Raw genomic sequence first — 15,110 nt, 5'->3', positions numbered from 1 at the left:
GGGGGATAAATGATGAAAATTGCTTTGATCGCGCATGACAAGAAAAAACAGGATATGATCCAATTTACAACCGCTTATCAAGAGATTTTGAGTCATCATGATCTATATGCAACGGGAACAACGGGATTGAAAATTCAAGAGGCGACCGGCCTTAAAATTCAGCGTTTTCAATCCGGCCCTTTAGGTGGAGACCAGCAAATCGGCGCGTTAATTGCCGCTAACGCACTTGACCTGGTTATCTTTTTGCGCGACCCGCTGACCGCACAGCCGCATGAACCGGATGTCTCGGCATTAATCCGTTTATGTGATGTTTATTCGATTCCGCTTGCCACCAATATGGGAACTGCAGAAATTCTTGTTCGCACACTAAATGAAGGCGTTTTTGAATTCCGCAATCTTCTTCGGGGAGAAGAACCTCATGTATAATGCTGACGTTCTTGCTTTTGGCGCTCATAGTGATGATGTCGAGATCGGTATGGGCGGTACAATAGCAAAGTTTGTCAAACAGGGAAAAAAAGCTGTGATATGCGATTTGACTGAAGCTGAGTTATCTTCGAACGGAACAGTCAGTTTGCGAAAAGAAGAAGCGGCCGAAGCAGCCCGTATATTAGGTGTGGACAAAAGAATTCAGTTGACGCTCCCTGACCGCGGGCTGATGAAGAGTGATGATGCGATTCGGGCGATTGTCACAATCATTAGAACCTGCCGGCCGAAAGCGGTGTTTATGCCATATAAAAAGGATCGTCATCCGGATCACGGCAATGCTGCCACACTGGTTGAAGAAGCGATCTTTTCAGCAGGAATTCATAAATATAAGGATGAAAACAGCCTGCCTGCGCATAAAGTAAGTAAGGTCTACTATTATATGATAAATGGTTTTCACCAGCCTGATTTTGTTATTGATATCTCGGATACAATTGAGGATAAAAAGAAAAGCCTCAATGCCTACAAAAGCCAGTTTGTACCGTCACAAAATTCTGTTTCAACACCATTGACGAATGGTTATATCGAGATCGTTGAAGCAAGAGAAAAGCTGTTCGGCAAAGAAGCGGGTGTAGGGTACGCTGAGGGATTCTTTTCCAATCGAATGCTGATGCTGGATCATGATGTGCTTGGGGGCGAACAATGAAAAAACTAAAAATAGGCATTACATGCTATCCGAGCGTCGGCGGCTCAGGTATCATTGCGACAGAACTCGGGAAACAGCTTGCTGAAAAGGGACATGAAATCCATTTTATAACATCAAGCATCCCGTTTAGATTAAATACATACCATCCTAATATTCACTTTCATGAAGTTGAAGTAAACCAATATGCCGTATTTAAATATCCGCCGTATGATTTAACATTGGCAAGCAAGATCGCTGAGGTTGCAGAACGGGAGAATTTAGACATCATCCACGCGCACTACGCTCTGCCGCATGCAGTTTGCGCTTATCTCGCAAAGCAAATGCTGAAACGGAATATCGGCATCGTGACAACTTTGCATGGAACGGATATTACAGTATTAGGCTACGACCCCTCTTTAAAAGATCTTATCCGTTTTGCGATAGAGGCTTCAGACAGGGTGACAGCGGTCTCATCAGCCCTTGCTGCTGAAACGTACGATTTAATTAAGCCGGAGAAAAAAATAGAAACGATTTATAATTTCATAGATGAACGCGTCTATCTTAAGAAAAACACAGCGGCCATTAAAGAGAAACATGGCATACTGCCTGATGAAAAAGTCGTGATCCATGTGTCCAACTTCAGAAAGGTCAAACGTGTGCAGGATGTCATTCAGGTGTTTCGCAATATAGCCGGCAAAACAAAAGCAAAACTGCTCTTAGTCGGAGACGGCCCTGAAAAATCAGTCGCCTGTGAGCTTGTCAGAAAATATGGGCTGGAAAAACAAGTGCTGATGCTTGGAAATCAAGACCGTGTAGAGGAGCTTTATTCAATCAGTGATTTGAAGCTGCTGCTGTCTGAAAAAGAGAGTTTCGGCCTTGTCCTGCTTGAAGCGATGGCATGCGGAGTACCTTGCATCGGAACGAATATTGGCGGTATCCCTGAAGTGATAAAAAACAATGTGAGCGGGTTTTTGGTGGATGTCGGAGATGTCGAAGCCGCTTCAGCCAAAGCGGTTCGCATCATAGAAGACGAACAGCTGAGCAAGCGGTTTACCGAAGCGGCCATGGAAATGCTCAATAATGAATTTTCGTCACAAAAGATTGTCAGCCAGTATGAACAGATATATGCCGATTTAGCAGAACCGGAGTGATAACATGGAACAAGATTTTATCAAAGCACTTCCCGTGCTCCGCACATTAATTGAAGCAGGCCACCAAGCTTACTTTGTCGGAGGCGCAGTTCGTGACAGCTATATGAAACGAACAATTGGAGATGTCGATATTGCGACAGATGCGGCACCGGACCAAGTAGAACGGCTTTTTAAGCGGACGGTTGATGTCGGCAAAGAGCACGGGACAATTATCGTGCTCTGGGAAGATGATACCTATGAAGTCACTACATTCCGGACTGAATCAGATTATGAAGATTACAGAAGGCCGTCAGAAGTACACTTTATTACATCATTAGAAGAGGATTTGAAACGCAGGGATTTAACGATTAATGCGATGGCTATGACAGCCGACGGCCAAGTTCTTGATTATTTTGGCGGAAAGAAAGACATAGATCAGCAGCTGATTCGAACGGTTGGAAAACCGGAGGACCGGTTTCAGGAGGATGCGCTTCGCATGCTGAGAGCGGTGCGATTTATGAGCCAGCTCGGATTTACGCTTTCGAAAGAAACAGAAGAAGCGATCATAAAAGAGAAAACACTTCTGTCACATGTATCAGTCGAACGAAAAACAATAGAGTTCGAGAAGCTTTTACTGGGAAAAGCGTCCCGAGAGGCCATTCAAATGCTTGTACATACGGGGCTTTATAAAGAACTGCCCGGTTTTTATCACAAACGAGAGAACCTGCTTACGGCGAGCGAGTTTCCGTTTTCTTTTCTCACTTCTCGTGAGGAACTGTGGGCAGCGCTTTTAATTGATCTTCAGATAGAATTGAAAGATGCGATGCTTTTCCTGAAAGCCTGGAAGCTGCCTGGAAAAGTGATGAAGGAAGCCGCTCACATTGCCGACACGTTTGGCCAGAGCCTTGACGCTATGTCTATGTACAAGGCTGGTGAAAAAGCGCTTTTATCCGCGGTCAAAATATCAATGCTCCGGCAAACCAAGCAGCTGAACGGTGAGAGACTGAAGGAAGTCCGAGAAGCTTATCAAAGCCTGCCCATCAAAAGCTTGAAGGATCTTGCTATCACAGGGCGGGATTTACTTGCACTGCGAAACCAGCCCGCTGGAAAATGGGTGTCTGAAGAATTACAGCGGATAGAGCAGGCTGTTGTAACGGGAAAGCTCTCCAATCAGAAGAAACACATAGAGGAGTGGCTGAAGACATGCGATCAACCTTAAGAAACGATCTTATTGAATTATTTTCTCAGGCCGGAAGCGAGTTTATTTCCGGCCAAAAAATCAGTGATGCTCTCGGATGTTCGAGAACAGCTGTATGGAAGCATATTGAGGAGCTTCGCAAAGAAGGCTATGAAGTGGAAGCTGTCAGAAGAAAAGGGTATCGGCTCATCAAAAAGCCTGGAAAACTCAGTGAAAGTGAAATTCGGTTTGGGCTGAAAACAGAAGTGATGGGGCAGCATCTTCTTTATCATGACGTCCTTTCATCCACTCAAAAAAAGGCTCATGAGCTTGCTAATGATAACGCGCCGGAGGGCACTCTCGTTGTCGCGGATAAACAAACAGCCGGCAGAGGGAGGATGTCAAGGGTGTGGCATTCTCAAGAAGGAACAGGCATCTGGATGAGTCTGATTTTGCGTCCAGACATTCCGCTTCAAAAAACACCGCAGCTTACGCTTCTTGCTGCGGTAGCTGTTGTGCAAGGAATAGAGGAGGCAACAGGCCTTCAAACGGATATTAAATGGCCTAATGATATATTAATTCACGGAAAAAAAGCAGTTGGCATTTTAACTGAAATGCAGGCGGAAGAAGACCGTGTCCGTTCAGTCATTATCGGTACAGGCATAAACGTTAATCAAGAGGCCGGCGATTTTCCCGAGGAGCTTAAGGAAATCGCGACGAGCCTTAGCTTGGCAGCCGGGGAAAAAATAGATCGGGCGAGCGTTATGCAGCATATTTTGCTTTCTTTTGAAAAACGGTACCGCGATTATTTGACGCATGGTTTCACGCCAATTAAGCTTCTGTGGGAAAGCTATGCGCTTGGAATCGGCAGTGAATTAAGAGCAAGAACGCTAAACGGAACATTTTATGGGAAAGCCTTAGGAATAGACGAAGAGGGTGTTCTTCTTTTAGAAACGAAGGAAGGCATAAAAAAAATCTATTCGGCAGATATCGAAATGAGATCATTGTAGTTGGTACAACCCTGTTGATTTTGATATACTTCCATTGGGCAGTATCGCCTGCGAACTGCACCTATTCATAAAAAATAGATAGACATTGCAGCAGTCTGCCTTGATCCAAAAAGGACTGGGACAGAGGGATGAAACTCGCCGAACTTTAGAAAGTGAAGAATCCTTCTCGTGTAGCGGAAGGTTTTTTGGCTTGGATAAGAAACGGCAGCTCATCTCCTCTAAAAATGAGGAGGAGAAAAAGTGAAAACAAAACTTGATTTCTTAAAAATGAAAGAGAATGAAGAACCGATTGTCATGCTGACGGCTTACGATTATCCGGCAGCCAAGCTTGCTGAACAAGCGGGAGTGGATATGATTTTAGTCGGCGATTCATTAGGAATGGTCGTGCTAGGCCTTGATTCAACTGTCGGCGTGACAGTTGCGGATATGATCCATCATACGAAAGCGGTCAAAAGAGGTGCGCCAAATACATTTATCGTAACCGACATGCCGTTTATGTCCTACCACTTGTCTAAAGAGGATACGCTGAAAAATGCCGCAGCTATCGTTCAGGAAAGCGGAGCTGACGCGCTGAAGCTGGAGGGCGGTGAAGGGGTGTTTGAATCCATCCGCGCCTTGACGCTCGGTGGCATTCCTGTTGTGAGTCATTTAGGGCTGACACCGCAATCAGTCGGTGTATTAGGCGGATATAAAGTCCAGGGCAAAGATGAACAAAGCGCAAAGAAATTAATAGAAGACAGTATAAAATGTGAGGAAGCGGGAGCCATGATGCTTGTGCTTGAATGTGTGCCTGCAGAACTCACGGCAAAAATCGCAGAGACATTAACCATCCCTGTCATTGGAATCGGAGCTGGTGTAAAAGCGGACGGACAGGTTCTTGTTTATCATGATATTATCGGTCATGGTGTTGTTAGAACACCTAAATTTGTGAAACAATATACGCAAATTGACGGCACTATAGAAACAGCAATCAGTGGATATGTCCATGATGTAAGACGTCGTGCTTTCCCTGAACAAAAGCATTCCTTTCAGATGAATCAGTCAGTCCTGGAAGGCTTGTACGGAGGAAAATAAGATGAAGCAGATTACAGATATCTCACAGCTGAAAGAAATCATTACACAATATCAGTCAGAAGGCAAAACAATCGGATTTGTTCCGACGATGGGATTTCTTCATGAAGGGCATTTAACCTTGGCAGACAAAGCCAGACAAGAAAATGACGCCGTCGTGATGAGTATTTTTGTAAATCCGACGCAATTCGGTCCCGGTGAGGATTTTGAAGCGTATCCGCGCGATCTGGAACGTGATGCCGCCCATGCGGAAAACATCGGCGTGGATATTCTTTTTACCCCTGATGCCAGTGACATGTATCCCGGTGAAAAAAATGTAACGATACATGTTGAGAGACGTACAGATGTTTTATGCGGGCGTTCAAGAGAAGGACATTTTGACGGAGTTGCCATCGTGCTGACGAAGCTGTTCAACCTTGTTAAACCGACACGCGCTTATTTTGGTTTAAAGGATGCACAGCAGGTGGCAGTTGTTGATGGTTTAATCAGTGATTTCTTCATGGATATTGAACTGGTTGCTGTAGATACGGTCAGAGAGAAAGACGGGTTAGCTAAAAGCTCCCGGAATGTGTATTTAACGGCTGAGGAAAGAAGAGAAGCACCTAAGCTTTACCAAGCCCTTCAGACGAGTGCCGAGCTGATCAGAGCAGGTGAGAGAAATCCTGAAGCGGTCATCAAAGCTGCAAAAGACATCATTGAAACGACAAGCGGCAACATTGATTATGTTGAGCTTTATTCCTATCCGGAGCTTGAGCCTGTGAACAAGGTGGAAGGAAAGATTATTCTGGCTGTAGCAGTTGCATTTACAAAAGCGCGTTTAATAGACAATATCATTATTGATATTCGAGAAATGGAGAGCATATAATGATGTATCGCACGATGATGAGCGGAAAGCTTCATAGGGCAACGGTTACAGAAGCAAATCTTAACTATGTGGGCAGCATTACAATTGATGAAGATCTTATTGATGCGGTAGGAATGCTTCCTAATGAAAAAGTGCAAATTGTGAATAATAACAATGGAGCACGCCTGGAAACATACATTATTCCCGGTCAGCGCGGGAGCGGAGTCATCTGTTTAAACGGAGCTGCTGCACGCCTTGTACAGAAAGGCGATAAGGTGATTATTATTTCCTACAAAATGATGTCTGATCAAGAAGCGGCAAAACATCAGCCGAAAGTTGCCGTTTTGAATGACCAAAACAAAATTGAACAAATGCTTGGACAAGAACCTGCCAGCACCATTTTGTAGATATACCGCCCCCTTTACCGGGGGTTTTCTTTTAAGATTTTCAGCGTAAAACGGTTTTGCCGCTCCATTTCCGTACAAAACGTGTTACACTTTTGTCGTATGCAAGAATTGAGGTGTCCATTTTAATGAAAAAGCAACGGTTCGTTGTTATAGATGTAGAAACAACAGGGAATTCGCCAAAAAAGGGCGATAAAATCATTCAAATTGCAGCGGTTGTAATTGAAAATGGACAAATTACTGAGCGGTTTTCAAAATATATTAATCCAAATAAATCCATTCCGGTTTTTATTGAACAGCTTACGGGAATCACAAATCAAATGGTAGAGGATCAGCCGCCGTTTGAAGCAGTGGCTGAAGAAGTGTTTCATTTGCTTGACGGCGCTTACTTTGTCGCACACAATATCCATTTTGACCTCGGGTTTGTGAAGCATGAGTTGCATAAAGCGGGTTTCCAGCTTCCAGATTGTGAAGTGCTGGATACTGTCGAGCTCTCCCGTATCGCATTTCCGGGATTTGAGGGATATAAGCTGACTGAATTAAGCGAAGAGCTTCAGCTGCGGCATGATCAGCCGCATCGAGCTGACAGCGACGCTGAAGTCACAGGACTTATTTTTTTGGAAATTCTTGAAAAGCTTAGGCGGCTTCCTTATCCGACATTAAAGCAGTTAAGAAGGCTGTCACAGCATTTTATCAGTGATCTGACGCATTTGTTAGATATGTTCATTTATGAAAACAGACATACAGATATGCCAGGCTATACACGTTTTTCCTCTTTTTCTGTCAGAGAACCTGAACCAGAGATTGAACGTCTCAAGGAAGATAAAGCATTTCTATTTGAGATTGAAAATTGGACAGCGGGAAATGAAAAAGCACTCTCTGAGTTCATGCCCCATTACGAAAAAAGGGAAGGCCAGATGCTGATGATGAAAGAAGTGGCTGAGGCCTTTGCCAATCGTGAACATGCACTGATTGAAGCTGCTCCGGGCATCGGAAAAACAATCGGCTACCTGATTCCGGCTGCACTTTTTGCTAAGAAGTCAAAAAAGCCAGTCGTCATCAGCACGTATTCAACTCTTCTTCAGCAGCAGATTTTGACGAAGGATTTGCCGATCATCAAAGATATGTTCCCTTTTTCGGTGACTGCGGCTATTTTAAAAGGGCAATCGCATTATTTGTGCCTTTATAAGTTTGAGCAGGTGCTTCATGAAGAAGACGATAACTATGATGCGGTTTTGACAAAAGCCCAGCTTCTTGTTTGGCTGACAGAGACAAACACGGGAGATGTAGCAGAACTGAATTTGCCGTCAGGCGGTAAGCTGCTGTGGGACAGATTGGCATACGATGATCAATCTTATAAACGAAATCAGAGGGATCAAGTGATCGGTTTTTATGAACGGGCCAAACAAAGTGCCATGCGGTCTGATCTGGTGATTACGAATCATTCTCTTCTGCTTACCGATGAGGCAAGCAGAAAAAAAAGACTCCCGGATAGCGGGACTTTTGTTATTGATGAAGCACACCATTTTGAACGTGCCGCAAGCGAACATTTAGGAAAAAGAGCAACTTACATAGAACTGCATACAAAATTGAGCAGAATCGGAACGCTGAAAGAGCAGGGACTGCTGAAAAAAATGAGACAGCTTTTTCAGCGTCACAGCCTGCCGGTGGATTCATTTTTTGAAATGGAGGAGTGGCTCCAGCATATTCAGGCGGAAAGTGATGCTTTCTTCAGCGCTGTGCATTCTTTTGTCAAACGACGAAAACCTAAAGAAGACTTAAACCGTCTTGTCTTTAACGTGAACAAAAAAACTCACGATAAAGGATGGCCCGTATTAACAGACGGAGCGGAAAGGCTCTGCTCTATGCTGGCGCATTTGCAGCAGCTTTTTGAGGCCCAAACGGTGCTGATGGAAGAACATCTGACGGCCATGAAAAGCAAAAATACTTTCTTGGCCGATGAATATAATAGAAGCATGAATGATTTGGGGGAGTACGCACAGACTCTCAATCAGCTGTTCTTTGGCTCAGATGACCATGAAGCGGTTTGGATTGAAATAGATGCTAAAGGTGCGAAAAATGCCGTAGCTATATATGCACAGCCGCTGGAACCGGGCGAGCTTCTTGCTGATCAGTTTTTTGCCCGGAAAAACAGTGTTGTTCTTACATCTGCAACTCTAACGATAGAAAATTCGTTCCAATTTATCATTGAGCGTTTGGGGTTAAGCGACTTTTTTCCCCGCACAATGAGGATCGCGTCTCCTTTTTCTTACGATGAGCGGATGCAGGTAATGATTCCAAAAGAAATAAAATCGATTCAAGATACGGGCCAGATTGAATTTATACAGGATACCGCACGCTATATCGAACTGATGGCAAAAGAACAACAGCCGAAAATCCTGGTGCTGTTTACGTCTCATGACATGCTGAAAAAAGTGCATCAGGAACTAAAGCCCGCCATGAGTGTTTCCGGCATTCAGCTTCTGGCTCAGGGCTTAACCGGCGGCAGTCCGGGAAAACTGATGAAAACGTTCAAAACAGCAAATCAGGCCATCTTGCTTGGAACGAATCATTTTTGGGAAGGCGTTGATTTCCCTGGCGATGAGCTGACGACAGTGATCATCGTAAGACTTCCTTTCCGGGCTCCGGATCATCCGCTGCACGCTGCAAAATGTGAGCTGGCGAGAAAAAAAGGGCGCAATCCGTTTCAAACGGTCTCACTGCCGGAAGCGGTGCTGACGTTCAGACAAGGAGTTGGACGCTTGCTCCGGACAGCTGGAGACAAAGGAACGATTGTCATATTAGACAGACGGGTCAAAACCGCTGGTTACGGGCGCCTGTTTCTTGATGCTCTGCCGACATCCGCAATATCTGAAGTGACTGACAGTGAGATTGAAGCTTATGTTGCCGGGAAAAGTGAATAAAAGCCGCATAAAGCGGCTTTCCGGTGTGGGAGTAGGACGTGTTTTATTTGTTAAAGCGGTTTTCCGCTCTGTGGTACTAGTATGGCGCGTCCTGAAAAGGAGTATGACTAACAATATTTGTTCAATTTGGAGGATGAAAAAATGGAAAGCAAAATCGAAATTCTTTCAACAATTAATGTAGAGCATTCGGATGACCTTTATAAAATTGTAGACACGCTGAATCGGACACTGAAAAGAGATAATCTGATGTTCGGTCTTGCACTTGATGAAGAAAACAAAAACCAAGCCGTTTTTACCATTTATCGTACGTAGGTGAGAAGATGAGAAAAAAAGCATTAATATTTACCGCCATATTTGGTATTATTTTTTTAGCAGTACTTCTTGTCTCGGCAAGCATTTATAAATCAGCCATGGCACAAAAGGAAAAGGGGCATGAAGCAGCAGCTGCTGAAGCGAAAAAAGAAACCGACCTCACCAGCGTTGATCAAGTCGAAACATTTGTCGGAAAAGAAAAATATTATATCGTAAAGGGAACCGACAAAAAAGGCATCAAATTATATGTGTGGGTTCCTGCTGATAAAAAAGCAAAAATTCTCTCAAAAGAAGCAAAAGAGGGGATCACCGAGGACAAAGCGGCGAAAATCATACAAGATGAAGGCCTGGTTTCAAAGCAAAAAGAGGTTCACCTGGCAAGAGAAGGGAACGTCCTGCTTTGGGAAGTAACGTACTTAGACAAAGAAGGACAATACAGTTTAAGTTATGTGGACTTTACAACTGGAAAGATTCTCAAAAATATCACGCCTTAAGACGAATTAGGGGGAGTTCAAGTTGAAACTGGCAAAAAGAGTATCCGCATTAACACCGTCTACAACACTGGCAATTACAGCGAAAGCGAAAGAATTGAAAGCGGCAGGCCATGATGTCATCGGCCTCGGAGCGGGTGAACCCGACTTCAATACACCGCAGCACATTATTGATGCAGCTGTACGCTCAATGAACGAAGGACATACGAAATATACGCCTTCAGGCGGCTTGGCTGAATTAAAGAACAGCATTGCAGAGAAATTTAAACGTGACCAGAATATTGAATACAAACCGTCTGAACTGATTGTCTGTACTGGTGCCAAACATGCACTGTATACCCTTTTCCAAGTGATTTTGGATGAAGGAGACGAAGTGATTATTCCAACGCCGTACTGGGTAAGCTATCCGGAACAGGTGAAACTTGCTGGCGGTCAGCCTGTTTATGTAGAAGGACTTGAGGAAAATCACTTTAAGATTTCTCCTGAGCAGCTGAAAAAAGCGATCACAGAAAAAACAAAAGCAATCGTTATTAATTCACCAAGCAATCCGACTGGCGTTATGTATACGGAAGAAGAGCTGGCTGCGCTTGGCGAAGTGTGCCTTGATCATGAAATCCTGATCGTATCTGACGAAATTTATGAAAAACTTACATACGGCGGCAAGAAACACGTTTCCATCGCCCAGCTGTCTGACAGATTGAAAGAGCAAACGATCGTCATCAACGGCGTATCAAAATCACACAGCATGACAGGCTGGAGAATCGGTTATGCGGCTGGAGCAGAAGAAATCATCAAAGCGATGACAAACCTTGCAAGCCACAGCACGTCAAATCCGACATCTGTCGCACAATACGGAGCGATTGCCGCATACAACGGACCTTCTGAGCCAATGGAAGAGATGAGAAAAGCATTTGAGCATAGGTTAAATACGATTTATGATCAGCTCGTTGAAATCCCGGGCTTCAGCTGCGTGAAGCCGGAAGGTGCTTTTTACTTATTTCCGAATGCAAAAAAAGCAGCTCAAACATGCGGTTTCAAAGATGTAGATGAATTTGTCAAAGCGCTTCTTGAAGAAGAAAAAGTCGCGATTGTTCCAGGCTCCGGATTCGGCTCTCCTGATAATGTCCGGTTGTCCTACGCAACATCTTTAGACCTTCTTGAAAAAGCGGTGGAACGAATCAAACGTTTTATAGAAAAACATAGCTAACAGATCAGAAAGCGGCTGACAAAAAGCCGCTTTTTATCTGCATTGACCCGGTCAGTTAAGACCGGGTATAATAAAGTGATGATAAAAGAGTTCGCGGGGCAAAAGCTTCCGAATGTCTTCTTGTTTTGGAGGGAAATATTTTGAAAACAACAATCAACCAAGTGTACAAGCACGTAGGTGAGGAAGTAACGATCGGAGCTTGGGTCGCTAATAAGCGCTCAAGCGGGAAAATCGCGTTTTTACAGCTGAGAGACGGTACTGGTTTTATTCAAGGTGTCGTTGTAAAAGCGGAGGTTGAAGAAAGCATTTTCCAAACGGCTAAATCTGTGACGCAGGAAACGTCACTCTATATAAAAGGAATTGTCAAAGAGGACGAGCGTTCTCCGCTTGGTTATGAATTAGCTGTGACAGATATTGAAGTCATTCACGAAGCGACTGATTATCCAATTACGCCTAAGGAACACGGTACGGAATTTTTGATGGATCACAGACATTTATGGCTTCGTTCAAAGCGCCAGCATGCGATCATGAAAATCCGCAATGAAATCATTCGTGCGACTTATGAATTCTTTAATAACGAAGGCTTCGTAAAAGTAGATCCGCCGATTTTGACTGGGAGCGCGCCTGAAGGAACAACTGAGCTCTTTGCGACAAAATACTTCGATGAAGATGCTTACCTGTCTCAAAGCGGACAGCTGTACATGGAAGCTGCGGCGATGGCATTAGGAAAAGTATTCTCCTTCGGACCGACGTTCAGAGCAGAAAAATCGAAAACAAAACGTCACTTAATCGAATTCTGGATGATCGAACCGGAAATGGCGTTTGTAGAATTTGAAGAAAACCTTCAAGTACAGGAAAATTACGTTTCATTCATCGTGCAATCAGTTCTTAAGAATTGCAAAATTGAATTAAACACGCTAGGAAGAGACACGTCAAAACTTGAGCAAATCAAAGCGCCGTTCCCAAGAATCACGTATGACGAAGCGATTGACTTTCTGAAAGAAAAAGGCTTTGACGATATCGAGTGGGGAGACGATTTTGGAGCGCCTCATGAAACAGCGATTGCAGAGCACTATGACAAGCCTGTTTTCATTACTCGCTATCCGACGTCCTTAAAACCGTTCTATATGCAGCCGGCGTCTGACCGTGAAGATGTAGTGCTTTGCGCAGATCTGATCGCGCCTGAAGGCTACGGAGAAATCATCGGCGGTTCTGAACGGATTCACGATATGGAACTTTTGGAAGCGCGTCTTAAAGAACATGGACTGGATTCTGACGCATATAAATGGTATGCTGAACTTAGAAAATATGGATCAGTTCCACATTCCGGATTCGGCCTTGGATTAGAGCGTACAGTCGCTTGGATCAGCGGAGCGCCTCACGTGCGTGAAACAATTCCGTTCCCAAGACTGTTGAACCGTCTGTATCCGTAATACATGTAAATGAAACAAGAAAAAAGAGTCTCCTGCAAGGGAGACTTTTTACAGTAAAGGGGAAAAACACTAACCTTTACAGTAAGAGGTGTAACGATGAAAAAACAGCAATTTATTGATATGCAGGAGATGGGGATGTCGACGATCCCCAATCTTCTGCTGACCCATTATAAACAGCTTGGACTTAATGAAACAGAACTGATTCTGCTGTTGAAAATCAAAATGCATTTAGAAAAGGGATCTTATTTTCCTACACCGCATGAACTGCAGGAAGGCATGACGATTTCTGTTGAAGAATGCACAAACAGATTGCGTATGTTTATTCAAAAGGGATTTCTGTTTATTGAGGAAGGCGAAGACCAAAACGGAATCAAGTTTGAGAAATATTCACTCCAGCCTTTATGGGGCAAGCTCTATGAGTATATAGAGCTTGCCCAGAATCAAACACAAGAAAGAAGAGCAGAAGGGGAACAAAAAAGCCTTTATACGATTTTTGAAGAAGAGTTTGCTAGACCATTATCTCCTTTAGAGTGTGAAACACTGGCCATTTGGCAGGATCAGGATCAGCATGATGCACAGCTGATTAAGCACGCTTTAAAAGAGGCTGTATTATCAGGAAAACTCAGCTTTCGCTACATTGACCGGATTTTATTTGAATGGAAGAAAAACGGACTGAAAACAGTGGAGCAGGCCAAAATCCACAGCCAAAAATTCCGGCGTGTTCAAACAAAACAGAATGAGCCGCAAAAAGAGTATAAGAGGCAGGTTCCTTTTTACAATTGGCTTGAACAATAAAGTGAAAAGGTGACAATCGTGTTAAATCTAAAACAAATTGAATTCTGTTTAGAGAAGATAGGCGACATGTTTCCCCACGCGGAGTGTGAACTTGTTCATTCCAATCCTTTTGAATTAGTGGTGGCAGTCGCATTATCTGCGCAATGTACAGACGCACTTGTAAACAGGGTGACCAAAACATTATTTCAAAAATATAAACGGCCGGAAGACTATTTATCTGTTTCTCTGGAAGAGCTCCAGCAGGATATCAAATCAATCGGTTTGTACCGTAATAAAGCAAAAAATATTCAAAAGCTGAGCAAAATGATTATTGAAGATTATGGCGGAGAAGTACCGAAGGACCGTGATGAGCTAGTGAAACTCCCAGGAGTTGGCCGGAAGACTGCCAATGTTGTCGTATCTGTTGCCTTTGGCGTACCAGCCATTGCAGTGGATACCCACGTCGAGAGGGTCAGCAAGCGTCTGGGCATCTGCCGGTGGAAGGATTCTGTGCTGGAAGTCGAAAAGACGCTGATGCGCAAGGTACCTAAAGAAGATTGGTCCGTTACTCATCATCGGCTCATATTCTTCGGAAGATATCATTGTAAGGCACAATCGCCGCGCTGTGCGGAATGTCCATTGCTTTCTCTGTGCAGAGAAGGACAGAAGAGAGATAAAAAAGGGCTGGTGAAACGATGACGGCAGCGAATGAATTGTTAGCTTCTTATGAGCAATATTTGCGCAGTCTAGGCCACATTGACTTCACCGATATCAAGGAAGCATTAAGGGTCAATCCTTTGTGTTTTGACTTCTCTGAGACCACGCAAGACATATTGCCGTGGGAAAACAGCGCCAAGTACGTTCCGTATCTATTTCAAGTGTGGGAAGAAACAAAAGAATCACTTCTCCCTGTATTTCAAACAAGAAAGTCCAGATGCGATCAAAACGACATGCTTAAAGGGATTGTATGTTTACTTGTTTCATTTCACTGGACAGCGGGTGAGCGGGTGATGTCGCTGAATTGGTCAGAACTGACAAAAAAATCATTTCCGGCTAAGCCGATTAATTGGGCTGAACGAGTGGAGTTTATTCTGCTGAAGCCGACCCAATATCATTGCTTTATCCAGCTAGATGAACTTTTTACAGAAATGAAAAAGCATTTTTATAAGTATCACGCGATGAAACGATAAAGCCTCCCCTAAAAAGGGAGGCTTTATTGTGCAGA

16 protein-coding genes are annotated in these 15,110 nt (G+C 43.9%); all 16 read left to right on the top strand.

Features of this window, described 5'->3' with window-relative positions; genetic code table 11:
- Positions 1-12 precede the first annotated feature (12 nt).
- The 16 genes from mgsA to NST56_RS12495 all read left to right on the top strand — a co-directional run bounded on the left by mgsA (position 13) and on the right by NST56_RS12495 (position 15,075).
- Complete coding sequence (gene mgsA, locus NST56_RS12570; protein WP_010334719.1) at positions 13-426, top strand: methylglyoxal synthase; 414 nt, start codon at positions 13-15, stop codon at positions 424-426.
- A complete protein-coding gene (gene bshB1, locus NST56_RS12565) occupies positions 419-1,129 on the top strand; it encodes a bacillithiol biosynthesis deacetylase BshB1 (RefSeq protein WP_339176945.1) in 711 nt (236 codons plus the stop codon). Before mgsA ends, bshB1 begins: the two co-directional genes overlap by 8 nt.
- Positions 1,126-2,259 carry an N-acetyl-alpha-D-glucosaminyl L-malate synthase BshA gene (gene bshA, locus NST56_RS12560; RefSeq protein WP_286058382.1) on the top strand — a complete coding sequence of 378 codons (1,134 nt, stop codon included), beginning with the start codon at positions 1,126-1,128 and terminating at the stop codon, positions 2,257-2,259. The genes bshB1 and bshA overlap by 4 nt, the downstream gene beginning before the upstream one ends.
- A 4-nt stretch (positions 2,260-2,263) precedes the next feature.
- Positions 2,264-3,457: a CCA tRNA nucleotidyltransferase gene (locus NST56_RS12555; protein ID WP_286058383.1), complete on the top strand. Its 1,194-nt coding sequence runs from the start codon at positions 2,264-2,266 to the stop codon at positions 3,455-3,457.
- The gene (locus NST56_RS12550; protein WP_286058384.1) at positions 3,442-4,425 is read left to right on the top strand and encodes a biotin--[acetyl-CoA-carboxylase] ligase; all 984 of its coding nucleotides are present in this window, start codon (positions 3,442-3,444) and stop codon (positions 4,423-4,425) included. The genes NST56_RS12555 and NST56_RS12550 overlap by 16 nt, the downstream gene beginning before the upstream one ends.
- A 240-nt stretch (positions 4,426-4,665) precedes the next feature.
- The gene (panB, locus tag NST56_RS12545; protein ID WP_010334716.1) at positions 4,666-5,499 is read left to right on the top strand and encodes a 3-methyl-2-oxobutanoate hydroxymethyltransferase; all 834 of its coding nucleotides are present in this window, start codon (positions 4,666-4,668) and stop codon (positions 5,497-5,499) included.
- A 1-nt stretch (position 5,500) separates the two neighbouring features.
- Positions 5,501-6,361: a pantoate--beta-alanine ligase gene (panC, locus tag NST56_RS12540; RefSeq protein ID WP_339176941.1), complete on the top strand. Its 861-nt coding sequence runs from the start codon at positions 5,501-5,503 to the stop codon at positions 6,359-6,361.
- 2 nt (positions 6,362-6,363) lie between these two features.
- On the top strand, positions 6,364-6,747 hold the full coding sequence (panD, locus tag NST56_RS12535; RefSeq protein WP_168749453.1) for an aspartate 1-decarboxylase: 384 nt from the start codon (positions 6,364-6,366) through the stop codon (positions 6,745-6,747).
- A 125-nt stretch (positions 6,748-6,872) separates the two neighbouring features.
- A complete protein-coding gene (dinG, locus tag NST56_RS12530; RefSeq protein WP_339176940.1) occupies positions 6,873-9,668 on the top strand; it encodes an ATP-dependent DNA helicase DinG in 2,796 nt (931 codons plus the stop codon).
- Positions 9,669-9,809: 141 nt separating this feature from the next.
- The gene (locus NST56_RS12525; RefSeq protein ID WP_003225588.1) at positions 9,810-9,980 is read left to right on the top strand and encodes a YpmA family protein; all 171 of its coding nucleotides are present in this window, start codon (positions 9,810-9,812) and stop codon (positions 9,978-9,980) included.
- Positions 9,981-9,988: 8 nt separating this feature from the next.
- Positions 9,989-10,474, top strand: coding sequence for a cell wall elongation/penicillin-binding protein regulator TseB (gene tseB, locus NST56_RS12520; RefSeq protein WP_010334712.1), 486 nt, complete (start codon positions 9,989-9,991; stop codon positions 10,472-10,474).
- Between the two features lie 22 nt (positions 10,475-10,496).
- Complete coding sequence (locus NST56_RS12515) at positions 10,497-11,678, top strand: pyridoxal phosphate-dependent aminotransferase (RefSeq protein ID WP_339176938.1); 1,182 nt, start codon at positions 10,497-10,499, stop codon at positions 11,676-11,678.
- Between the two features lie 140 nt (positions 11,679-11,818).
- The gene (gene asnS, locus NST56_RS12510; RefSeq protein ID WP_229147101.1) at positions 11,819-13,111 is read left to right on the top strand and encodes an asparagine--tRNA ligase; all 1,293 of its coding nucleotides are present in this window, start codon (positions 11,819-11,821) and stop codon (positions 13,109-13,111) included.
- Between the two features lie 96 nt (positions 13,112-13,207).
- Positions 13,208-13,906 (top strand): DNA replication protein DnaD, encoded by a 699-nt coding sequence (gene dnaD, locus NST56_RS12505; protein ID WP_168748110.1) that lies wholly within the window; start codon positions 13,208-13,210, stop codon positions 13,904-13,906.
- 18 nt (positions 13,907-13,924) lie between these two features.
- Positions 13,925-14,584, top strand: coding sequence for an endonuclease III (gene nth, locus NST56_RS12500; protein WP_010334708.1), 660 nt, complete (start codon positions 13,925-13,927; stop codon positions 14,582-14,584).
- Positions 14,581-15,075 (top strand): YpoC family protein, encoded by a 495-nt coding sequence (locus NST56_RS12495; RefSeq protein ID WP_339176934.1) that lies wholly within the window; start codon positions 14,581-14,583, stop codon positions 15,073-15,075. The genes nth and NST56_RS12495 overlap by 4 nt, the downstream gene beginning before the upstream one ends.
- Positions 15,076-15,110 lie beyond the last annotated feature (35 nt).

This window comes from Bacillus sp. FSL R5-0560 (assembly GCF_037966305.1).
Lineage (GTDB): Bacteria > Bacillota > Bacilli > Bacillales > Bacillaceae > Bacillus > Bacillus mojavensis.
Note: the sequence above shows the minus strand (reverse complement) of the source record. Positions and strands in the feature narration are given on the sequence as shown.